The sequence below is a fragment of the Brevibacterium sp. NPDC056726 genome, assembly GCF_042790515.1.
Lineage (GTDB): Bacteria > Actinomycetota > Actinomycetes > Actinomycetales > Brevibacteriaceae > Brevibacterium > Brevibacterium sanguinis.
The window spans coordinates 18,751-40,056 of record NZ_JBHTYZ010000008.1 but is presented as its reverse complement, the minus strand read 5'-3'; the positions used below and the strand labels follow the sequence as shown (position 1 = coordinate 40,056).

The following is a 21,306-nucleotide window of genomic DNA, read 5'->3' as shown; positions in this document are numbered from 1 at the left end:
CCTCTGTGGTTCCTTCGCTGTAACCCTTGTTTGTGAGAATATGACACTCACTCAGAGCCTATAGAGAGTGTAGATTGATAACAACAGACATTGTTCGTGCTTGTTGCTCTATAGATGAAGCGGGACTAGGTGGCGATGAAGTGCATGATGATGCGCGCTGGATGGCCTGGAAAACTGGCCGTGGGGATCACGATGGGAGGTCAGGATCACGGATCCACGGCTAGTTGAATCCAAGGCGCCGACGCATTGACATAGCTAGGAGTAGAAAAGTGGGTAACGTTGCAGAGTGGGTCTCGGCGGTTGTCGCTTTATGCGCACTCATTGCTGCTGTATGGGCGGCTCGGACCTCAAGAAACCTGTATGAGACCTCAAGAGACCTCTATAAGGTTGAGTCCAAACGAGATGAAAAATCGAGAGAGCGGGAGAAGAGGATCCAGGCGAGCGGCATAGCATCGTGGTGTGTCAGGATCATTCCTCACGATGGCTCGGCCCTGAGCAACGGAATCCTAGTGCACAATAGTACCGATTCTCCCGTGTACGACGTAGAGGTCACCAGCATCTACTCGGTGTCCAAGGGAAGTGATCCTGTCAAACTAGCACCATTCACTATGGAGGTGTTGCCTCCCGGTGATTTTGTCGCCGGAGAGCACCCAAAGTACGGTTGGACTTTCCCCGACCAGCGAGAAGACATCGACGGGATTGTTCGCCCGATTACGAAGAATAGGAACTGGCGGGTGGTGACACTGAAGTTCACTGACTCATATGGACTGCGGTGGATGCGTGATAAGAACGGGCTTGAGGAGATTCCTGTTTCTGCACAGGCATGAGCCGACTAGCTACGGCTTTCTGCTTCTGAGAACCCTCGGTCGCTAGGTGGCACATAAGTCTCCCGCTTCCCGTAGATCGTCAACGGCAGGACGTCGCGATCCGTGCGACCTGCGAGCGACCCTGTCAGCAGAGAGATCACATATCCCAGGACTACCGACGCCACGAACGCGACGATCGAGATCGCGAACGGGTTGAGGCCGATGATGTTCTGGACGTACCAGGCCAGCCCGGCACCGAGCAGCAGACCGCTGAGCACCCCGAACGTGTTGGCGCGCTTGGTGAAGATCCCAAGCGCGAAAACCCCGGCCAGTGGAACACCGAAGAGCCCGGTGATGCTGAGGAACAGATCCCACGTCTCGGCCTGATCGGTGGCGACGAGATAGAGCGCCACGGCGACCGACGCGGCACCGACCACGACGATGACCATCCGAGAGAACCCCACACCTGAGCGGGCAACACCATCGCGCGGTGGGAAGAACCGATCGCGCAGATCGACGGTGACGCACGCCGAAATGGAGTTGAGGCTCGACGAGATCGTCGACTGCGCGGCCGCGAAGATCGCCGCGATGAGCAGTCCCGAGATTCCCGCCGGCAGCACGTTGACCGCGAAGTACGGGACGAGCGCCGAGGTGTTGAAATCCTCGGGAAGCGACCCTGCATGCCGGTAATAGCTGTAGAGCACCGTGCCGATCCCATAGAAGAGCGGAATCGTCAGCAGCGCGAGGAACCCGTTGACCATGAGCGACCTCGCCGCCGCCTTCGGAGAATCCGTGGTCTGATACCGCTGCACGACGTCCTGGCTCGCCGTGTACTGATGCAGGTTGTTGAACACCGATCCGAGGAAGATGATCGGAATCGCCGCTGCCGCCCCGCCGATCGTCCAATTGTCAGCCGTGATGAACTTGCCGTCATTCGCCGCATCAGAGGCAACAGTCGCCATGCCGCCGTCGATGGCAGCGATGCCGAAGACGAGGATGACCCCTGCCCCGACGAGAAGAATGATGGCCTGAGCAACGTCCGACCAGATGACGCCCTCCATCCCACCGAGGAACGTGTAGATCACCGAGAGCACACCGACGGCCGCGGCAATGAGTGCCGGGCTGATATCGGTGACCGAACTGATCGCCAACGTCGGCAGATAAACGACGATCGCGACCCGCCCGATGTGGAAGAGCACGAAGAGCACCGACCCGAGGACTCGGATGCTCGGCCCAAAACGCGCCTCCAGATACTCGTACGCCGTCGTGACGTCGAGCTTGCGGAAGAACGGAATGTAGAACGCGACGAGCACGGGCACAAGGAGGAAGATCGCAATGTTGCCGGCCGCATAGGACCAGTCATTGAGGAACGACTGCTCAGGAGTCGACATGAACGTGATCGCCGACAGCGTCGTGGCGTAGATGCTGAACCCGGCCGCCCACACGGGGATGCGCCCATCAGCTCTGAAGAACGCATCCGTGCTCTCACCAGCCTTGCGAGTGAACCACACGCCGATGGCCAGCGTCGCCAAGAGATAGATGATGATCACGGCCCAATTGAGCCCGCCAAGACCTGGAGCGTCCATGCTCCTCCTCCGATGAAGGTCGATCGGGACGCCTCAATCCTCGGGTCCCGAAGTGAACATAAAACGTGGGATGTCCTACGCGGGAAACCTACCGGAATGAATCTTTGGATACAAGCTTGATTGCTTTTGGGGCATCGGTCGTCAGAGGGCCGCAATCCTCAGCGGATCAGCGCCGACCTCACGCCGAGACGAGTTCGTCCGCCATCATCCACTCGACGATCGCCGCGACATGGGCGTCGACGGAATCGATCGCCGGCAGGGGAGCGACGTCCGGCGGGACAAGGAGACCGATCTCCGTGCAGGAGAGCGCCACGGCATCGGCACCGCGATCGGCCAGCGACTGCATGATCTCGATGTAGCGGGCACGGGAGGCCTCGGTGAAGCTGCCCTGAGTGAGCTCGTCCCAGATGATCTGATCGACCTCGAGGCACGTCTCCTCATCAGGGATGAGCGTGGCAATGCCCTGCGCCTCGAGGCGCTCGGTGTAGAAGCCGTCGAGCATCGTCCATTTGGTTCCGAGCACCGCCAGCGTCGAATACCCGCGGTCCTTCGCCATCGCCGCGATCGAATCGACGATGTGGATGAGCGGGACGTCGACGGAGGCCTCGACCGTCGGCGCCGTCTTGTGCATGAGGTTCGTCGCGATGGCCACCGCCTCGGCGCCGCCGTCGACGAGACGCTGACCGGTCGCAGCCAAAGCAGCTGAGGCGCCCTCCCAGTTCTCGGCGATCTGGAGGTCACGGATCCCGGAGAAGTCGCACGAGTCGAGGAGGATCTGCGCCGAATGATGACCGCCGAGGCGCTCGGCGACCGCCGCATTGATCTTCGTGTAGTACTCAATGCTCGAGTGCCAGCTCATTCCGCCGAGCAATCCGATTCTCCGCATCGTCAATCTCCTTCGATACCCGTTCCCGCACGCGATCCGCGCCGAAAGCGACCGGCCGCATGATCCGCATTCCTTATGTCTTCCAGTCTCCCGCACCACGAACATCCCGAGTAGACCCAGTTCGCGCTGACTTGCCATAAGCTGGACTTATGTCTCAGCAGTTCGACCACGCGCTCACCACCGGCGACCCCAAACGACTCCTCCTCTTCGGCGCTGTCGCCCAGGCCGGCAGCCTCGGGGCCGCCGCACGGGAGATCGGGTGGTCGCAGCCGGCGCTCTCCCAGCACATGAGCGCCCTCGAGAAGGACCTCGGCGTCTCGCTGTTCGACCGGACCCCGCGCGGCATCGTGCTCACCACGGCGGGTCAGCTTGCCCTCATCCGCGCGACCGAGGTCGCCGCCTCGGTGACGGGATTGCGCCGCGACCTCGCCACGGCCTTCGGCCTCGGCGGACGCAACGTCCGGCTCGCCGGCTTCCCGAGCTTCGTCATCGGACCGCTGGCCGCCGCCCTCGGCACTCTCGAGACTGGCGATGACACCCGCCCGGACAACGTCACCCGCCACTCCTACGAAGTCGTCGAAGCCGAACCGCCCGAAGCGCTCACCCTGCTCGAGAACGGCGCGATCGACGTCGCCTTCGTCTTCCACCACGAGGACGAAGACCCACCTCAGCTCGACAACGCCACGGTCGTCGACCTCGGCGAGGATCGACTCGACCTCCTCGTCCCGGAACGCTGGAACCGGGCCGGCCAGATCCACGCGCTCACCGACGTCGCCGAGCTGCCGTGGATCATGGGGTGCGAACGCTGCCGTTCGACCGCGGAACGCCTGTGCCGTCGGGCCGGTTTCGAACCCCGCACCCGGCATATCACCGACAATCCCGGAGCAATCCAAGCGCTCGTGTCGAACAGCCTCGGCGTGGCCCTGCTCCCGCAGAGCGCCCGACGAACGACCGCGGTCGAGGGCATTGCGGCGATCTCGATCCCCGAGGTCGGCACTCGCCGCATCAGTGCCCTTGTCCCCACCGAGCTGGCTACCGCCGGCGAGATCACCGACCTCCTCGATGCACTGCGAACTCTCAATGACGATCCACAGGTTCATCAGAGGTGATCAATTAGGCTGGTGACGACGGCAACGAGGATTAGGGCGACGAAAGGGGAGTGCGGATGACGATCCTCTACTCCATCGGATTGGGTCTCATCAACGCTGTCATCGTCGGATTCCTCGTCAGGCGGATGATGCCGGTCGGCACCGGCGCCGCCCGCAACATCGTCGTCTCCCTCATCATGGGCCTCTCGATCTGGCCGATCACCCTGCAGGCGTACCGGCTGCTCGGCATCTCCGAGGACAACGCCTACCCCGGCCTCGACATGAGCTTCCCCGCGATCATGGTCTTCCTCCTCCTCTTCGCGTGGTTCATCGTCATCCAGATGTTCATCCTCCTCGCCATCGAACTCGTCATGCCGACCGGCACGATGTCATCGGTGCTGCGCTCCGTGCCGAAGGTGCCCACCTGGTATCGCCGCGTCAACCGGCTCGCCCAGGTCCAGAAGATCCTCATCCGCTTCGGCCTCGGTCGGTACCTCAAACCCCGTATCCCGACGCTCCGGGTGTCCCTGCGCGAGATCGCGGCGACGACCCGTGACGCCCTGGCCGCCGCCGGGGTGACGTTCGTCAAGCTCGGACAGTTCATCGCGACCCGCGGTGACATGATCCCGCACGAGTTCGTCGAGGAGTTCTCCAAACTCCAGGCCGGGGTGCCCCCGGTTCCCTTCGCCGAGGTGAAAGGCCAGTTGGAGGCCCTGTGGGGCCGTCCCGTCGCCGAGGTGTTCGCTGAGTTCGACGAGGTCCCCTTCGCGGCCGCGTCGGTCGCCCAGGTCCACCGTGCCGTGACGTGGGAGGGTCAGGTCGTCGCCGTCAAGGTGCAGCGGCCGAAGATCCGCAAGCAGGTCAAGGCCGATGCCGACATCGTCCTCACCCTGGCCGTTCGGCTCGAGCGGTCGACTGACTGGGCGAAGAAAGTCGGGGTCGTCAAACTCGCCAACAGCTTCGTCGATTCGCTCATGGGGGAGCTCGACTACCGGGGCGAGCTCGCCCACATCGAAGCGCTGCGGGAGGCCGACGAGGTAGGGCGGCAGAACTCCTCGCGGCCCTCGGTCGTCCACATTCCCAATGTCTACCCCGAGCTGTCGGGGGAGTACGTCATCGTCATGGACCTCGTCGAGGGCGTTCCCCTGTCGCATGCCACCGAGGTGGTCTCCGAGCTGTCGCAGATCGCCCGGGCCGAGATCGCTCAGGACCTCTTCCTCATGGTCGTCCGGCAGGTGCTCGGCAAAGGGATCTTCCACGCCGACCTCCACCCGGGCAACATCGTCGTCTCCTCCGCCGGACGGGCGGGACTCGTCGACTTCGGGGCGGTCGGATTCATCGACAAGCGGGATCGGCGGGCGATCGCGCTCCTGCTCATGGCGTTCGATTCGCAGAACTCGCAGGCGGCGACCGCGGCGATCCTCGAACTGCTCGGGGCGCCGAGCGATGTCGATCTGCGCGAGCTCCAGCGCGAGATCGGGCAGATCATGCTCAAGTACGGCGACGGTCGGCCCGGGTCGACGTCGGCGGCGCTCTTCGGCGAGCTCATCGACTTCGTCGTCGACTACGGGTTCCCGATGCCGACGTCGGTCGCCACGGCGTTCCGGGCGATCAGCACGCTCGAGGGCTCGATCATGAAGCTCGACCCGCGGCTCAATCTGCTCACCCTCGTGACGCAGAACGGGAAGGACCTGCTCCGGCAGGTCGGTGGTCTGGGCATCGACCGGCAGGAGATCACCCTCTACTTCGCGGCGACGCTGCCGCAGATGGCGGAGCTGCCGGCCCAGGTCGCCCGCATCGCCGGACACCTGCAGGACGGCACTCTCGATGTCGGCACGAGCGGGTTGAACATTTCGATGATCAAGAACCTGCTCAAGTCCACGGTCGAGCAGTTCATCCAGGTGATCGTCTCGACGGCGCTCATCCTCGGCGGAGTGATCCTCATGGCCGCCGACTTCGGGCCGCCCTTGGCGCCTGAGCTCAAGCTCTTCACGTACTTCGGGGCGTGGGTGCTCTTGGCCGGCAGTGTCCTCGCGGCGCTCGTGCTGGCGCCGGCGCTGAGGCAGCGGATGGCCTGGGACAGTCTGGGATAGCCGGACTCAGCCCGACGGCCTCAGTCGCTGGCGACGGCGCCGGTGAGGGACCACACCTTCTGCAGCTCTTCGAGGGTGGCCCGCGACCGTTCGGGATCGAGGTTCGCCAGGGCGCTGATGATGCATTGGGCGACGACGACCGCGCCCGTCGCCGACGCCGTGGGCCCGGTGCCCTCGGACGGCACGAGGATCAGCTCATCGGCGAGCTCGGCGAGCTGCGAGCGCTGATCGGCGATGACGATGAGCCTGATGCCCTGGGTCTTGGCGTATTCGCACAGCGGGAGGATGCTCGCGCTGGTCTTCCAGATCGAGAAGGTGAGCAGGCAGTCTCCGGGCTGGAGCATGCGGACGTCGTTGATCATGCTCGTCATCGGGCCGTCGCTGAGGGTGATCCGGTAGCCGAGGGCCTGCCCGTTGTGGGCGAGCACGGCACCCGGGGCCAGGAACGAGCCGGTGGCCACGACCGTCGTCGCCTGCGCGGCGGCGATGAGGTAGGCGACGTTGTCGATCGCCTCCTCGGTCAGCGTCTCGGCGAGGAGCTCGATGAGCTCAAGATCCTTGACCAGCGATTTCAACGGCTGCCCGGCCCCCGCCTCGGCGTTGCGGGCGAAGTGCTTGTCGGCATCGAGCGATGACAGGAAGCGATTGCGCACCTCCGTCGACAGCTCCGACCAGCCGGAGAAGCCGATCGCCTGCGCCGCGCGCACGACGGTTGCGACATTGACTCCCGCGGCGTCGGCCAGCGCCGCCGCACTCGAATAGGACGCCGTCTCCGGATCATCGGCGATCGTCCGGAGCACGGCCGTCGACCCCGGTGACAGCTTCCGCTGCGCCATCAGGCTGTCCACCCACGTTGCGATGATCCCCATCGGACACTCCCTTTGCAATAAATGTTGCACTGACTTATATTGATAAGTGTGGCTCGGGTTACACATGACGCTGAAGCTTCGCGGAAGCGTCAAGGAAACCCTCTTAATCACGGGAACTGACGCCACCGGCTTGACTGCAGTATATGTTGCAATCCCGGTTGTGTCTGCCCCGACATCTACATCGAGCCCATGTTCCACGACAGTACAGTCGAAGGAGACGACGAGTGAAGAACCGAGCTGTGTCGATCGCCGCACTCGCGGCGGCGACCACGCTGTTCGCCAGTGCCTGCGCCACCGGCAGCACCGGAACCGACAGCGCATCGCAGGCGATCATCGATGAGCAGACCGGTTTCGCCGCCCACACCGGACAGCCCCAGCGAGGCGGGGTCGTCGAGATCCTCGGAGGCGTCGACTTCTCCTACCTCGACCCGGCGATGGGCAACGACGGCAACGTCCTCAACCTCTACAACCTCCTCTACCGCACGCTCACCCAGTACCAGCACGACCCGGAGACCGGGGAGGTCGAGCTCGTCGGCGATCTCGCCGAGGACACGGGCACGCCGAACGAGGATGCGACCGAATGGACCTTCACCCTCAAAGAGGGCGTGACGTTCGAGGACGGAACCCCGATCACCGCCGAGGATGTGAAGTTCGGCTTCGAACGCTCCTTCGACCCGTCCCTGGCCATCGGACTCGAATACCTGCAGAACTACGTCAAGGGCGCGTCCGACTACGCCGGCGTGTTCCAGGACCCCGCCGGCCTCGACTCGATCCGGGTCATCGACGACCGGACGATCACCATCGAGACGAATGAGCCGATGGCGGACTTCCCCGACGTCGTCGCCACGGCACCGGCGACACCGTTCCCCAAGGACCAGGTCACCGCCGTCGATCAGATCCAGAACGATCCGATCTCCTCGGGGCCCTACGTCGTCGAGTCCTACGAACCCGGCGAGACGCTGACACTGGCGCGGAACGAGAACTGGAACCCCGAGACCGACGACATCCGCCCGGCCTATCCCGACGGCTACGAGTTCACGCTCAGCCTCGACCAGAACACCATCGACCAGCGGCTGATGTCCGGCCTGGGCGCCGATTCCAACGCCGTCTCCGCGGCGACGAACGCCGCCGGGGCGGCCAGTCTCGCGCGGATCATCGGCGACCCGAGCCTGTCCGCGCGAACCGTGCAGAACATCCCGGCGTGCAACTACTACATGGTGATGAACACGAGCAAGGAGCCGTTCGACGACCTGCAGGTCCGGCGGGCGATCAACTGGGCCGTCGACAAGGCGAGTGTCGTCAACGCCAGCGGCGGCCCGAACCTGGCGAACGTCTCACCCAACCTGTCGCTGCCGAACATGCCGGACTTCAGCGACGCCGATCCCTACGGCACGCCCGAGGACCGGGGCGACCCGGAGAGGGCCGCGCAGATGCTCGAGGACGCCGGGGTCGAGAACCTCGAAGTGACCATGGACGTGAGGTCCTCGCCGATGGGCCAGGCGCAGGCCGAAGCCCTGCAGCAGTCGCTGCGGAAGGCCGGCATCGACGTCACCCTCAACGTCATCGACCAGGCCACCTACTACGAGGTCATCACCACGCCGAGCCAGCAGAACGAGCTGACGATCGCCGGATGGTGCACGACCGGGTGGTTCTCCGGTGAGACGGTCGCGCCGCTCTTCGACGGCGACCGCATCGCCGAGACCGGCAATGCCAACATGTCGCAGGTCGACGACCCCGCACTCAACGAGGCGATCGACGAGGCGGCCGTCATTCCCGACGTCGACGAGAAGAACGCCGCCTACACCGCGATCAGCGAGCGCGTGCTCGAACTCGCCCCCGTCGTCCCGCTCGTCCGACCCCAGCCGCTGCAGCTCGTGGGCACCAACGTCGGCGGTGCCTTCGCCAGCCCGCCGCGGACCGGGTCGATCGACTACGCGCAGCTGGGTCTGCTCGACCCGGAAGGATGACCGCGCCGTGACCACATCGCAAACGACCACCGCACAGGAGTTCGGGCAGCCCGGCCCGGGGGAAACGTTCTCCCCGGAGCGACAGGCGCTGCGCCGGATCCTCCGCAGACCATCGGTCATCCTCTCCCTCGGCTTCCTCGGCGTCATCGTCGTGCTCGCCGCCTTCGCCCCGTTCATCACGCAGCTCTCCGGCTACAGTCCCTTCGAATACGACGAGTCCGCGGTCGATCCGGCGCTCGGCGGGGTCCCGCGGGGCGCGTTCGGGGGCATCAGCGGCGACCACTGGTTCGGAGTCGAACCCCAGACCGGGCGGGACATCTTCGCCCGGATCGCCTACGGGGCCCGGATCTCGATGCTCATCGGCATCGGCGCGGCCGCGATCACGATCCTCATCGGCGTCGTCATGGGTGTGCTCGCCGGCTTCCTCGGGGGCATCGTCGACGCCGTCATCTCCCGCCTCATGGACTTCCTCATGGCGTTCCCCGCCCTGATCTTCATGATCGCGATCCTCTCGGCGCTGCCCCAGGGCAACCGTCCGCTGCTGCTCGTCATCGTGCTCAGCCTGTTCTCGTGGCCGGGCACCGCGCGAGTCATCCGCGGACAGACGCTGGCGCTGAAGAACCGTGAGTTCATCGAGGCGGCGAAGACGTCCGGGGCCGGCTGGGCGCCTCTGGTGTTCCGGGAGGTCCTGCCCAACCTGTCGGGCACGATCATCGTCATGGCGACCCTGGCCGTGCCGATGTTCATCGCCACCGAGGCAGGGCTGTCCTTCCTCGGCGTCGGAGTCACCCCGCCCGACCCGTCGTGGGGGCAGATGATCTCCGCCGCGGTGCCGTGGTACTCGACGGCCCCGATGTTCTTCGTCATCCCCGGCATGTTCCTCTTCCTCACCGTGCTCTCCTTCACGGTGCTCGGTGACAACCTCCAGAAGATTTGGGCGGGTGGCCTGCGATGATCTCCTACATAGCCAAGCGACTGGTGGCGGCGGTGATCGTCATGCTCTGCGTCGTCTTCTTCACGTTCCTCATCTTCTTCCAGCTCTCGCCGGACCCGGCCGCGAGCATCTGCGGGCAGACCTGCACCCCGGACCGGATCGAGGCCATCCGCAACCAGCTCGGCCTCAACGAACCGTTCCTCACCCAGTTCCTCACGTTCCTCGCCGGGCTCGTCGTCGGCCGTGACTACGGCACCGGCGGCTCCGTCATCCACTGCGACGCCCCGTGCATCGGCTACTCCTTCCAGTCCAACCAGGATGTGCTGCAGGGGATCCTCGACCGGCTTCCGGTCTCGGTGACCGTCGCCGCGGGTGCGGCCGTGCTGTGGCTGCTCACCGGTGTCGCCGCCGGGGTGATCAGTGCGGTCAAGGAGGGCACGTGGTGGGACAGGGGCGCGATGATGCTCGCCCTGGCCGGCCTGTCGCTGCCGAGCTACTTCGTCGCCCTGGTCCTCCAATACCTCCTCGTCGTCGAACTCCAGTGGCTGCCGTTCCCGTCGGTCGTGCCGTTCACCGAGGACCCCGTCCAGTGGTTCCAGGCCTACCTCATGCCGTGGATGGTGCTCGCGCTGATGTATGCGGCGATGTATGCGCGGCTGACGCGCACCAACGTCATCGACACCCTCGGCGAGAACTTCATGCGCACCGCCCGGGCCAAGGGACTGCGGCCTGCGACGGTGCTCACCCGCCACGGCCTGCGTCCGTCGCTCACCCCGATCGTCACCCTCCTCGGGGTCGACTTCGCGACCCTGCTCGGGGGCTCGCTCATCATCGAGACCGTCTTCGGTCTCAACGGCGTCGGTCGGTATGCCTACGACGCGCTGGCCGTCAACGACCAGCCGGTGATCATGGGCGTGACGCTCCTGGCCGCCTTCGCGGTGATCATCGCCAACCTCGTCGTCGATCTGCTGTACCGGGTCCTCGACCCGCGAGTGAGAGTGAGTGCCGCATGACCGCCCTGCCCCCTGCCGCCGGACCGGACGGCCCGGTGCTGTCGGTGACCGACCTGCGCATCGCGTTTCCGCTCGGCACCGTCGTCGACGGGTCCTCGTTCTCGATCGAGCGCGGGCAGACGATGGGACTCGTCGGCGAGTCCGGATCGGGCAAGTCGATGACGTCGCTGGCGATCATGGGACTCCTGCCGAAGGAGGCGACCACCTCGGGGTCGGTGCGCTTCCGCGGTGACGAGCTGCTCGACCGGTCGGAGTCGTCCCTGCGCCGCCTCCGCGGGGATCGGATCGCGATGATCTTCCAGGATCCGCTGTCCTCCCTCAACCCCTATTACACGGTCGGCTTCCAGATCGCCGAGGCGTACCGGACCCACAAGGGAGGGTCGAAGGCGGCCGCGATGGTAAGGGCCGCCGAGGCGATGGACCGTGTGAGCATCCCCGACGCGGGCAACCGGGTCAGTCACTACCCCCATCAGTTCTCCGGGGGGATGCGTCAGCGGGTGATGATCGCGATGGCGCTCGTGTGCGAACCCGAGCTCATCATCGCCGACGAACCGACGACGGCCCTCGACGTGACCGTGCAGGCGCAGATCCTCGATCTCCTCGCCGAGGTGCAGGAGACGACCCGTGCCGCGATGCTCTTCATCACCCACGATCTCGCCGTCGTCAGTCAGATCGCCGATCACGTGACCGTCATGCGCGCCGGCGTCACCGTCGAACAGGGCACCGCCGCCGAGGTCTTCGCCGCACCGTCCCATGAGTACACGCGCGCGCTGCTCGCAGCGACCCCGCGCCTCGACGATGCCATCGACCTGCCCGAGCCGATCCTCACCGGTGCAGAGAGGACCCAGTCATGACCCCGACGACCACCCCGCTCCTCGCGGCGACGAATCTGCGCAAGGAGTTCCGCACCGGGCGCCGGCAGACGGTCACCGCCGTCGATGATGTCTCGTTCCGGGTCCACCGGCGCGAGACCCTCGGCATCGTCGGTGAGTCCGGTTCCGGGAAGTCGACGACGGCCCGGATGATCGCCCGGCTCATCGACCCCACCTCGGGGACAATGGAGTTCGACGGAGTCGAGGTCACCGGACGCTCGGGGGCGGCGCTGCGGGACTTCCGCAGCGGAGTCCAAGTGGTGTTCCAGGACCCCTACTCCTCGCTCAATCCGCGTCACACCGTCGAGGAGGTGATCTCCGCACCCCTGCGCTACCAGAAGCGCCGCGTCGCCGGCGGCTACCGACAGCTCGTCGGAGCCGCGATGGAGCGCGTCGGACTCAACCCGGACCACGCTCGTCGCTACCCCAGGCAGTTCTCCGGGGGACAGGCGCAGCGCATCGGCATCGCCCGGGCTCTCGTCGTCGACCCGAAGCTCGTCATCTGCGACGAGGCGGTCTCGGCCCTCGACGTCTCGGTCCAGGCGCAGGTGCTCGACCTCCTCGTCGACCTGCAGAGAGAACGGGACCTCTCCTTCATCTTCATCGCCCACGATCTCGCCGTCGTCCGGCAGGTCGCCCACCAGGTCGCGGTGATGAAGGCTGGTCGCATCGTCGAACAGGGCGCCAGGGACCAGATCTTCGACGCACCCCAGCACGACTACACGAAGGCACTGCTCGCCGCCGTGCCCACGATCTCCCGCACCCACTGACCGCCTCGGCGAAAGGACATGATGTCGGATACACCCACGCAGACCCAGCCTGCGGATGCCGCACCGCAGAAGCCGGATCCGGTCGATGACTTCGTCGTCACCGACCATGAGCTCGCCCTGCCGACCGGGACACTGAGGTACCGGGCGCAGACGGGACGGATGGTCGTCGGCGCCGAGGTCGTCGAGGACGGAGTCTTCGAAGGCCTCAAGCCCAAGGCGCAGATCTTCCTCACGTCCTACACCGCGGTCGCCGACGACGGCGGTCAGGATCCCGCCCGGCCGGTGATCTTCGTCTTCAACGGCGGGCCCGGATCCTCCTCGGCGTGGCTGCACATCGGCCTCTTCGGCCCCCGCCGGGTCGTGACCAACGACGTCGGCGATCGCACCCCGCCGCCCTACGGGCTCGTCGACAACCTCGAGACGACCCTCGCCTACGCCGATCTCGTCTTCATCGACCCTGTGACCACCGGCTATTCGCGGACCGCGGAGGGGGAGAAGCCGGCGGACTTCCACAGCTTCACCGGTGACCGGGACGTCGTCGGCGAGGTGATCCGACTGTGGCTGAGCCGGAACAACCGGTGGATCTCACCGAAGTTCCTCGCCGGCGAATCGTACGGGACGACGCGGGCGGCGGCCCTGGCCGGCCATCTCGCCACCCGCCACGGCATCGCGCTCAACGGGATCATCCTCATCTCGGCCGTCCTCGACTTCGGCACGCTGATCTTCAACGAGGGCAATGAGGCACCCTACGCCCATTTCCTGCCGACATTCTCCGCCGCGGCGCACTACCACGGCAAACATCCCGGCCGCAGCGTCGAGGAGGTCGTCGCCGAGGCCACCGAGTTCGCCTACGGGGACTACAGTCGCGCCCTCGAGCGGGGCCACCGCCTCGGCGAGACCGAACGCGCAGACGTCGGACGGCGGCTGGCCGAGCTGATCGGAGTCAGCGAGGACTTCGTGCGGCTCGCTGATCTGCGGATCGACGATGTCACGTTCTTCGCGGAGCTCCTCCGCGATGAGCATCTGCGGGTCGGGCGGCTCGATGCGCGGTTCACCGCGCATCCGGGCAAAGTCTCGGCGGGGACCCTTGGTGATGATCCGGCCTACCCGATCATCCAGTACCCGTACACCGTGGGCATCAACCAGCTGCTCCGTGCCGAGCTCGGGTACGAGACCGACCTGACCTATGAGGTGCTCACCGGTCGCGTTCATCCGTGGTCGTTCAAGGAGTTCGAGAACGCGCTCGTCAACACCGCGGAGGATCTGGCGTCGGCGATGCGGATGAACCCGGATCTCAAGGTGCATGTCGGCTTCGGGTACCACGATGCCGCGACGCCGTTCGCCGCCTCGGAGCATGTGCTCGCTCATCTGCGGATCTCCGCGGAGGGCCACGATCAGATCGTGCGGCGCTACTACCCGGCCGGGCACATGATGTACGTCAATCAGCAGGTGCGCGTCGATCAGCTTGCGGACATCGAGGATTTCGTGGCGTGGGCCGCCCTCGGTGGACAGAAGCCGGAGTCGAATCAGCCGGTGTGACGGTGTGTCCCGTTCGACCGTGCGCTGGACTGTGCTCTGGACAGTGCTCTGAGCACGGTCGACGGGAGCGGGCCGGACGCGCGAGGACAGTGGAATGGGAAGGGAATGGACCGACGTGAGTGAGTCGGCAGCGGAGAGGACAGCCGAGGGTGCTGTTCTTGTGGAGATCATCGAGGCGGAGTGGTCGTGGCGGGAGGCGGAGTTCGGTCCGCTCACGCACATGGCCACGGTCGTCGACTTCCTGCCCGACGTCGGTGAGGAAGCGCAGCGGCGTCGGCAGGAGCGGTGGGAGGAGACTCTCGTCGCCCTCGAGGCGATCGATGTCGCGCAGCTCTCCGCGGAGGAGACGGTCGATTTCCTCGTCTACCGCCAGCAGGTCGAGGCGCTTGTCGAGGCGCAGCGGCATCGGATGTGGGAGCGTCCGGCGACGGCGGATTCGGCGTTCTGGCGCAATCTCGCCTTCGTCGGCTATCGGCTCGTCCTGGAGGACGCCGAGGCGGCGCGGGACTACCTGAGCATGCTGCGGGACATTCCGCGGCACTTCGCCCAGCAGATCGAGAACATGCGGGCGGGTGTCGCCCGGGGCTTCGGTCCGGCGCGGGTGAGCATGGTCGGGCGGGAGGTGCCGGTCAGGGCCGTCGCCGAGGCGGCGAATGTCACCGAGCTCGCGTTCTTCGGGCCGTTCGAACGGTTGCCGTCGGTGATGCCGGTCGCCGTTCGGGAGGGTCTGCGTCAGGAGGCGGTCCGGGTGCTCGGCGCCGAGGTGGTTCCGGCGTATCGGGAGCTGCTGGCGTTTCTCACCAAGGAGTACCTGCCGCATCTGCCGGAGTCGATCGCCGCCGCCGATCAGCCCGGGGGGCTTGAGTTCTATCGGTCGCAGATCAGGGAGTATGCGACGACGGATCTCACCCCGGAGGAGATCTTCGACCTCGGGCAGTCCGAGGTGAGGAAGATCCGTGCGGAGATGGAGGAGATCGCGGCCGACGTCGGGTATGCCGGTGATCTGCCGGGGCTCTTCGAGCAGATGCGCACCGATCCGCAGTTCTATGCGACGACTCCACGGCAGCTGCTCGCCGAGGCGGCCTACACGTGCAAGGCATTCGACCGGGTCGTGCACCAGTACTTCGGGCGTCTGCCTCGACAGCGTTTCGCGATCATGGAGACGCCGAGCGAGATCGCGCCGTTCGATACGTTCGGTCGTGGGGCGCCGGACCGGTACCTCGTCAACACGTACAACCTGCCTGCGCGGCCGCTCTATTCGCTGCCGGCGCTCACGCTCCACGAATCGGCGCCGGGGCATTCGTTCCAGTTGTCGCTGGCCGAGGAGCTCGATCTTCCGGAGTTCCGCAAGCTCTACATCTCCGCGTTCGGGGAGGGGTGGGGGCTCTACTGTGAGCGTCTCGGCGATGAGATGGGGATGTATGAGACGCCGTATGAGCGCCTCGGGATGCTGTCGTTCCAGATGTGGCGGGCGGTGCGCCTCGTCGTCGATCCCGGCATGCATGCGCTGGGGTGGAGTCGCGAACAGGCGCAGGACTTCCTGCGGGCCAACACGGCGATCGCCGAGCACGAGATCATTACCGAGATCGACCGATACATCTCGTGGCCCGGACAGGCGACGGCGTACTACCTGGGGCAGCTGACGATCGAGAAGCTGCGCGCCGAGGCCGAGGATGCGCTGGGGGAGTCATTCTCGATCAGGGACTTCCACGACTTCGTCCTCAGCCTGGGCAGCGTGCCGCTCACGGTGCTCGAGGACCAGGTGCGCGGGTGGGTTGCGGACAGGTCGGTGGGGTAGAGCCACCGGCCCGGAGTCCAAACTCGTCACGTACGTCGGGACATGGGTGCTGTTGGCCGGCGGAGTCATTGCCGTTTTAGTTCTGGCTCCGGCGCTGCGGCACCGGATAGCCTGGGACAGTCGGAAGTAGCCGCACCGCACGGCGGATGAAGGAGAGCCATGGCGAAGAAGCTCGTGACCTTGCCGAAGGACTTCCGCGAGTTCGGTGAACCGTACACGCTCGCTGAGCTGCAGGAGATCTACGAACGACGGTCAGTCGATGCCCGGGGTGGGTATGACAAGCAGACGGCGCTCGCCTTCAGCACCGTGGACGTTGACGGTGTGCGCTGGCTGCTGGACCAGGGAGCCGATATCGAGGCAGAAAGCCGCTTCGGGAATTCGCCGCTGGTTACGCGTGCCCGAGCCGGGGACGTCGAGGTCGTCCGTGAACTGGTGGAACGGGGTGCCGATCCGATCCGCTCCGGAAGCACGCACACGCCACTGGCCGCGGCGGCCGAGAAACACCGTCTTGACATCGTCAGACTTCTCCTCGACGCCGGCGCGATTTCGGCGCTACACGAGGAGGACATCATGGGGTGGACCGCCCTCGACCTTGCGGCGATCCGCTGCGAAGCCTTCAAGGTCGAACAGGGTCTGCCGGTCGTCGAGCTCCTCGTCGAGCGCGGAGGAGAACTGAGCAAGGACGCGCGCCCGTACCTGTCGAAAGCGATGAAGGAACTTCGCCACTTCGAATCGGCCGGCAACGCGCGGCCTGAGACCGTTGATGCGATGATCGCACTGCTGAGGATGTTCGACATCGAGTTGCCGTCGCGTCCGCGCTCGCTCGCCGGGGGAGAGCCGATCACTGTGACAGCGATCGGGTGGAAGAAGCAGTTCTCGGAGCTCTGGGACATGCTTGTGCCGGGAAACGGTTCAGCCGAGAGTGTGCAGGGCGAAGTCATTCGCATCGCGGGTCGCGTCGGCTACGAGTTGCTCAACAACGGCGGAGCGAACTGGGACGACGATTTCGACGCGATGGTGGAGGCGTACGCGCGATATGTGCGCAGCGGTGAGCCGCTGACAGGGCAGGCTCTGCGGGACGTGGATCGAGCGATCAAAGAGGTCAGCGGCGGTCGATGCGATCCGACGGCCGTCGACGTGCTCACTGAAACAGCAGTGTCGTGGGTGCTCCAGAACCCGGAGCGGACTGGGCTCGGCGTGCCTGACTACGCGCGGTGAATTGGACGTCGCGCAGTGGTGCCGTTAACTGAGCGAGAGGCGCTCCAAGCTTGCGTAGCTTGGAAATTGCAAACCGAGCGGCCGGCTTACCCGATTCTCAAATACACGTACACCGTGGGCATCAACCGGCTGCCTCGTGCCAAGCTCGGGTACGAGACCGACCCCAAGCATTAGGCGCTTAACGGCCGCGTCCATTTTCAACGACGCCCAAAATCATGGTCGGGATCCACCCCATGAAAACTTGACGCTAGAGCTAGTAGGGGTAGCAAAATCAAATCGACTACGCAGAATACCAGATTTGCGGTGTCTGCCTTTTTTGATGTGGATTCGACAAACCGTATTGATCCGAGATCAAGTCAGAATGCAAACCCTCTGAAAGTTTGAACGATCCATACACGATCTAAAAATAGTGGCGGAACTTAACCCATCGAACTTCGGAAGGAGGCCGTTGATGCTGGTCAACGTGAATACGCAGCGATGGATCGACACGATGTGGTGATAGCAGACCAGGTACTCGGGGCAGCCGATCCAATCGATGCACCTACCTCCACAGCAGCCCGTGAGCGTGTCAACACCTTCCCAATCCAAAGAGACGCGCCGCATACATCCGCGGAAGCGGACATCCGCGAGGATTGTGGCTACCATGGACAACGTGCAGAACCAACCTCCTCTCATCAGCGCCATTGATCTCTTTTGCGGTGCGGGGGGCCTATCCATGGGCCTCAAGACTGCGGGAGTGGAAGTCGTAGCGGGCATTGATCTAGACCCTGCCTGCAAGCATCCGTACGAAGCGAACATTATGGCGGAATTTATCGAGAAAGATGTGAGCAAACTTACTAGTGAGGAACTTGATTCACTATGGACTTCCGGTAGCCCCCGTCTTCTAGCTGGTTGTGCGCCCTGCCAGCCGTTTTCAAGTCATCGACGAGGTGCGGACACTACAAAAGAGTCGAATTGGGACTTGCTCTCACATTTCAAGCGCCTCGTATCGGAGACGCTCCCTGAATTTGTGACTATGGAAAACGTTACGCGCCTTGCGCGCCAGACAGTATTTCAAGAGTTTGTTACGGAACTACGCAATCTCAACTACACTGTAGAGTATGGAAACCTCTACGGACCAGAATTCGGACTTCCACAAGAAAGAAGGCGATTGGTTCTTGTGGCATCCAGGGTGACGGATATTAACTTGCCAGTTGGAAGCATAAGTAAAGCCGAATACCCCACTGTCAATGGCACAATTGGAAAACTGCCAAGGCTTGAGCACGGCCAGCAGGACCCAAACGATTCCATGCATGTTGCCCGGAAGCTATCTGATCTCAATATCGCAAGGATGAGGGCTTCCGTACCTGGAGGAACTTGGCGAGACTGGCCAGAAGAACTCAGAGCTGAATGCCATCGACGGTCAAGCGGGTCTAGTTTTCAAGCTTTCTATGGTCGGATGCGGGGTGACCGACCATCTCCTACCATAACAACTCAGGCATACAACTTCGGAACTGGACGGTTTGGCCATCCATCGCAGGACAGAAGCCTCACCTTGCGGGAAGCGGCGATGTTGCAAGGCTTTCCTCGTAATTACCAGTTTGTGCCTACTGGTCAACGTCCTACAATGCAAACGGTTGGAAAACTAATCGGAAATGCAGTCCCGCCAGTTTTCGGGGTCGCGGTCGGTCAGGAATTTATGCAAAGTTTAGCTAGATTCGAAACGAGAGTGAAATGACGAAAGTATCCACCCCGTTCGAATTCACTGTTGATTTAGCCGTGGTCGAATCTCTTGGCATAAACCTGTACAGTAACGCTGCGGCCGTTCTATCTGAACTGGTCGCAAACGCCTGGGACGCAGACTCGAATGCGGTTGACATCCATTGGAATGAATCGGGTGATGAAATTACCATCATTGACGATGGCAATGGAATGAGTCAGGGCGAACTTAACTCTAGATTCCTACGAGTGGCGTATAAAAAGCGAGAAGAAGAGGGCACAAAATCCCCCGTCCACAAGCGGCCGTATATGGGGCGGAAGGGAATTGGGAAATTGTCAGTATTCTCACTTGCGGGTGAAGTCGATGTATTTTCCGCCAAGGATGGGCAAAAGAATGGTTTTAGAATCAATCTAGAAAGCTTGCGTGCGCACATCGCAAGAGGTGAATCGTATAGGCCTGAGGAGCTTGAAAGCATTCCTGCAAGTTTAAAGGACAAAGGTACGGTACTTATACTCCGCAAGCTCAATAGGAAGCGCACGGGGGTCTCGGTGACAGCGTTGCGTCGGAGATTGGCTAGGCGTTTCGATACACTCAATTATGATGAAGATGACCCGAAACGATTCGTAATTAAGGTAGATGGTGATCCCGTTACTTACGAAGACCGTGAAGACTTAAAACGGTTGGAGTACCTGTGGCAACTGGGGGATTCAGAGCTAGATGATTCTCGTACGCCCAATGCAAAGAGGCGCTGGGTGTTGGAAAAAAATGTGATTGATGCGAAACGCGGCTGGAAAATAGAGGGCTGGTTTGGCACTGTCAGCACTCCTGAGGAGCTCAATGACTCCGACGACGAGCAAGAGTCCCTGAGGAACATCATTATTTTGGCCCGTAAGCGACCGATTCAAGAGGGAATACTTGAACAGCTGAAGTTCAATAAAATATTCGGTAACTACGTTACCGGCCAAATTCGAGCCGAATTTTTGGACCTCGATGACGATTCTGACGACATTGCTACCAGCGATCGCCAACGTCTTATAGAGGATGATGATCGGGCAAAAGCTCTCGTCAAACGCTTAAGAGAGTTGTTCAATACTGCCGCTGCCCAGTGGTCAGACGAGCGACCGAAGCAAAAATTTATAGAACTCACCAACAATTATCCTGCTGTTCGTGACTGGGTTAATCAGCGGCCCGAAGAGCAGAGAAATTCAGCCGAGAAAGTTATCAAAACTGTTGCTTCGTTGCATCTTGAGAACGAAAATCAGCGCCCTGAACTTTTCAAAGCTAGCATTCTCGCGTTCGAACGGATTGCTCTTGATGCTACAACTCGGGATTTAACTAAATTTGCCGATGGTCTTACGGCTACAGAAGTGCTCCCGATGTTGGCTACAGCCAAATCTTATGAAGATGCATTGTATGTTCAAATTCTTCGATCTCGGCTGGAAGCTATTGAGAAGCTGCAGGCCCTTATCGACGAAGATGAGCTTGAGAAAGTTCTTCAGGAGCATCTTTTCAATAATATGTGGTTACTGGACCCTTCATGGGAGGGTGCTACTGGCGATGTAGACATGGAAAAGAGCTTGGCTCGTATTCGTTCAGGATCCAAGGTTCTTTTCAGCAAAGAGGAGGCTGAGAATCAGGAACAAGGCCGTATAGATATCCAGTATCGATCTGCATCTGGAGTGCATATGATTGTAGAGTTAAAAAAGTATCGACGCCGTGTTTCGATAGACGAACTCAAAGAGCAGGGCGGAAAGTATTTCGAAGCTCTGAATCAGGTTCTATCAAAACAAAATGAGGCTGTTCGTGAAATTGCCGTAGTTTTTGTGATTGGCGAAATGCCAACCACGAATTACCTCGGACGAAGTACGCTGGAAGAAGCTTTGGCTTCGCAGTTGAATCATATCAATGGCAGAGTCCTGTATTATGATGAGCTTCTTTCGACCGCTCAGCGTAGATACAAATTATACCGCGATCGTCGCTCCGAAGCGTCGAAGTTGGATGTTGTTCTTGAGGCTTTGGACCAGCGATTTGATTCTTCGGAGGAAGATGGATCTGTTTCCGGGGGAGCGGGATAATGGAGCTGATCTGAGATCTTCCGTGGCGCCAGGTTAGAGGGGTTTCATGGGACCTTCTGACCGCCGTGTTTATCGAAGCATGTTTTGCGTATT

Annotated in this window: 16 protein-coding genes; 13 read left to right on the top strand and 3 right to left on the bottom strand. The window is 62.6% G+C overall.

The window, feature by feature from the left end:
- Positions 1-269: 269 nt before the first annotated feature.
- Positions 270-827, top strand: coding sequence for a hypothetical protein (locus tag ACFQ91_RS16630; RefSeq protein ID WP_198499087.1), 558 nt, complete (start codon positions 270-272; stop codon positions 825-827).
- Between the two features lie 5 nt (positions 828-832).
- Here the strand turns inward: ACFQ91_RS16630 and ACFQ91_RS16625 are convergent, their stop codons facing one another.
- Both ACFQ91_RS16625 and ACFQ91_RS16620 read right to left on the bottom strand, forming a co-directional pair.
- Positions 833-2,392, bottom strand: coding sequence for a sodium:solute symporter (locus ACFQ91_RS16625; protein WP_198499086.1), 1,560 nt, complete (start codon positions 2,390-2,392; stop codon positions 833-835).
- A gap of 178 nt (positions 2,393-2,570) precedes the next feature.
- Positions 2,571-3,278 carry an aspartate/glutamate racemase family protein gene (locus ACFQ91_RS16620; protein WP_198499085.1) on the bottom strand — a complete coding sequence of 236 codons (708 nt, stop codon included), beginning with the start codon at positions 3,276-3,278 and terminating at the stop codon, positions 2,571-2,573.
- Positions 3,279-3,427: 149 nt separating this feature from the next.
- On the opposite strand from ACFQ91_RS16620, the gene ACFQ91_RS16615 reads away from it, so the two are divergent.
- Both ACFQ91_RS16615 and ACFQ91_RS16610 read left to right on the top strand, forming a co-directional pair.
- Complete coding sequence (locus tag ACFQ91_RS16615; protein WP_198499084.1) at positions 3,428-4,387, top strand: LysR family transcriptional regulator; 960 nt, start codon at positions 3,428-3,430, stop codon at positions 4,385-4,387.
- 56 nt (positions 4,388-4,443) lie between these two features.
- A complete protein-coding gene (locus ACFQ91_RS16610) occupies positions 4,444-6,459 on the top strand; it encodes an AarF/ABC1/UbiB kinase family protein (protein WP_198499083.1) in 2,016 nt (671 codons plus the stop codon).
- A 20-nt stretch (positions 6,460-6,479) separates the two neighbouring features.
- On the opposite strand, the gene ACFQ91_RS16605 is transcribed toward ACFQ91_RS16610, so the two are convergent.
- A complete protein-coding gene (locus ACFQ91_RS16605; protein ID WP_198499082.1) occupies positions 6,480-7,328 on the bottom strand; it encodes a MurR/RpiR family transcriptional regulator in 849 nt (282 codons plus the stop codon).
- 224 nt (positions 7,329-7,552) lie between these two features.
- Between ACFQ91_RS16605 and ACFQ91_RS16600 the strand changes: the two genes are divergently transcribed.
- The 10 genes from ACFQ91_RS16600 to ACFQ91_RS16555 all read left to right on the top strand — a co-directional run bounded on the left by ACFQ91_RS16600 (position 7,553) and on the right by ACFQ91_RS16555 (position 21,213).
- Positions 7,553-9,295 (top strand): ABC transporter substrate-binding protein, encoded by a 1,743-nt coding sequence (locus tag ACFQ91_RS16600; RefSeq protein ID WP_232623630.1) that lies wholly within the window; start codon positions 7,553-7,555, stop codon positions 9,293-9,295.
- Between the two features lie 7 nt (positions 9,296-9,302).
- Positions 9,303-10,250, top strand: a complete 948-nt coding sequence (locus ACFQ91_RS16595) for an ABC transporter permease (RefSeq protein WP_232623629.1) — start codon at positions 9,303-9,305, stop codon at positions 10,248-10,250.
- Entirely contained in the window at positions 10,247-11,242 is a 996-nt protein-coding gene (locus ACFQ91_RS16590) for an ABC transporter permease (RefSeq protein ID WP_198499080.1), read from the top strand. The genes ACFQ91_RS16595 and ACFQ91_RS16590 overlap by 4 nt, the downstream gene beginning before the upstream one ends.
- On the top strand, positions 11,239-12,096 hold the full coding sequence (locus ACFQ91_RS16585) for an ABC transporter ATP-binding protein (RefSeq protein ID WP_198499079.1): 858 nt from the start codon (positions 11,239-11,241) through the stop codon (positions 12,094-12,096). Before ACFQ91_RS16590 ends, ACFQ91_RS16585 begins: the two co-directional genes overlap by 4 nt.
- The gene (locus ACFQ91_RS16580) at positions 12,093-12,884 is read left to right on the top strand and encodes an ATP-binding cassette domain-containing protein (protein WP_198499078.1); all 792 of its coding nucleotides are present in this window, start codon (positions 12,093-12,095) and stop codon (positions 12,882-12,884) included. Before ACFQ91_RS16585 ends, ACFQ91_RS16580 begins: the two co-directional genes overlap by 4 nt.
- Positions 12,885-12,905: 21 nt before the next feature.
- Positions 12,906-14,423, top strand: a complete 1,518-nt coding sequence (locus ACFQ91_RS16575; RefSeq protein ID WP_344251759.1) for a peptidase S10 — start codon at positions 12,906-12,908, stop codon at positions 14,421-14,423.
- Between the two features lie 115 nt (positions 14,424-14,538).
- Entirely contained in the window at positions 14,539-16,221 is a 1,683-nt protein-coding gene (locus ACFQ91_RS16570) for a DUF885 family protein (protein ID WP_198499076.1), read from the top strand.
- 159 nt (positions 16,222-16,380) lie between these two features.
- The gene (locus ACFQ91_RS16565) at positions 16,381-17,439 is read left to right on the top strand and encodes an ankyrin repeat domain-containing protein (RefSeq protein ID WP_198499075.1); all 1,059 of its coding nucleotides are present in this window, start codon (positions 16,381-16,383) and stop codon (positions 17,437-17,439) included.
- 643 nt (positions 17,440-18,082) lie between these two features.
- A complete protein-coding gene (locus ACFQ91_RS16560) occupies positions 18,083-19,156 on the top strand; it encodes a DNA cytosine methyltransferase (RefSeq protein ID WP_198499074.1) in 1,074 nt (357 codons plus the stop codon).
- Positions 19,153-21,213: an ATP-binding protein gene (locus ACFQ91_RS16555; protein WP_198499073.1), complete on the top strand. Its 2,061-nt coding sequence runs from the start codon at positions 19,153-19,155 to the stop codon at positions 21,211-21,213. The genes ACFQ91_RS16560 and ACFQ91_RS16555 overlap by 4 nt, the downstream gene beginning before the upstream one ends.
- Positions 21,214-21,306 lie beyond the last annotated feature (93 nt).

Bases quoted from the DNA above. Each gene is read 5' to 3' on its own strand.
- ACFQ91_RS16625 (WP_198499086.1), bottom strand. From the start codon at position 2,392: ATGGACGCTCCAGGTCTTGGCGGGCTCAATTGGGCCGTGATCATCATC.
- ACFQ91_RS16620 (WP_198499085.1), bottom strand. From the start codon at position 3,278: ATGCGGAGAATCGGATTGCTCGGCGGAATGAGCTGGCACTCGAGCATT.
- ACFQ91_RS16615 (WP_198499084.1), top strand. From the start codon at position 3,428: ATGTCTCAGCAGTTCGACCACGCGCTCACCACCGGCGACCCCAAACGA.
- ACFQ91_RS16610 (WP_198499083.1), top strand. From the start codon at position 4,444: ATGACGATCCTCTACTCCATCGGATTGGGTCTCATCAACGCTGTCATC.
- ACFQ91_RS16605 (WP_198499082.1), bottom strand. From the start codon at position 7,328: ATGGGGATCATCGCAACGTGGGTGGACAGCCTGATGGCGCAGCGGAAG.
- ACFQ91_RS16590 (WP_198499080.1), top strand. From the start codon at position 10,247: ATGATCTCCTACATAGCCAAGCGACTGGTGGCGGCGGTGATCGTCATG.
- ACFQ91_RS16585 (WP_198499079.1), top strand. From the start codon at position 11,239: ATGACCGCCCTGCCCCCTGCCGCCGGACCGGACGGCCCGGTGCTGTCG.
- ACFQ91_RS16580 (WP_198499078.1), top strand. From the start codon at position 12,093: ATGACCCCGACGACCACCCCGCTCCTCGCGGCGACGAATCTGCGCAAG.
- ACFQ91_RS16575 (WP_344251759.1), top strand. From the start codon at position 12,906: ATGTCGGATACACCCACGCAGACCCAGCCTGCGGATGCCGCACCGCAG.
- ACFQ91_RS16565 (WP_198499075.1), top strand. From the start codon at position 16,381: ATGGCGAAGAAGCTCGTGACCTTGCCGAAGGACTTCCGCGAGTTCGGT.
- ACFQ91_RS16560 (WP_198499074.1), top strand. From the start codon at position 18,083: ATGGACAACGTGCAGAACCAACCTCCTCTCATCAGCGCCATTGATCTC.
- ACFQ91_RS16555 (WP_198499073.1), top strand. From the start codon at position 19,153: ATGACGAAAGTATCCACCCCGTTCGAATTCACTGTTGATTTAGCCGTG.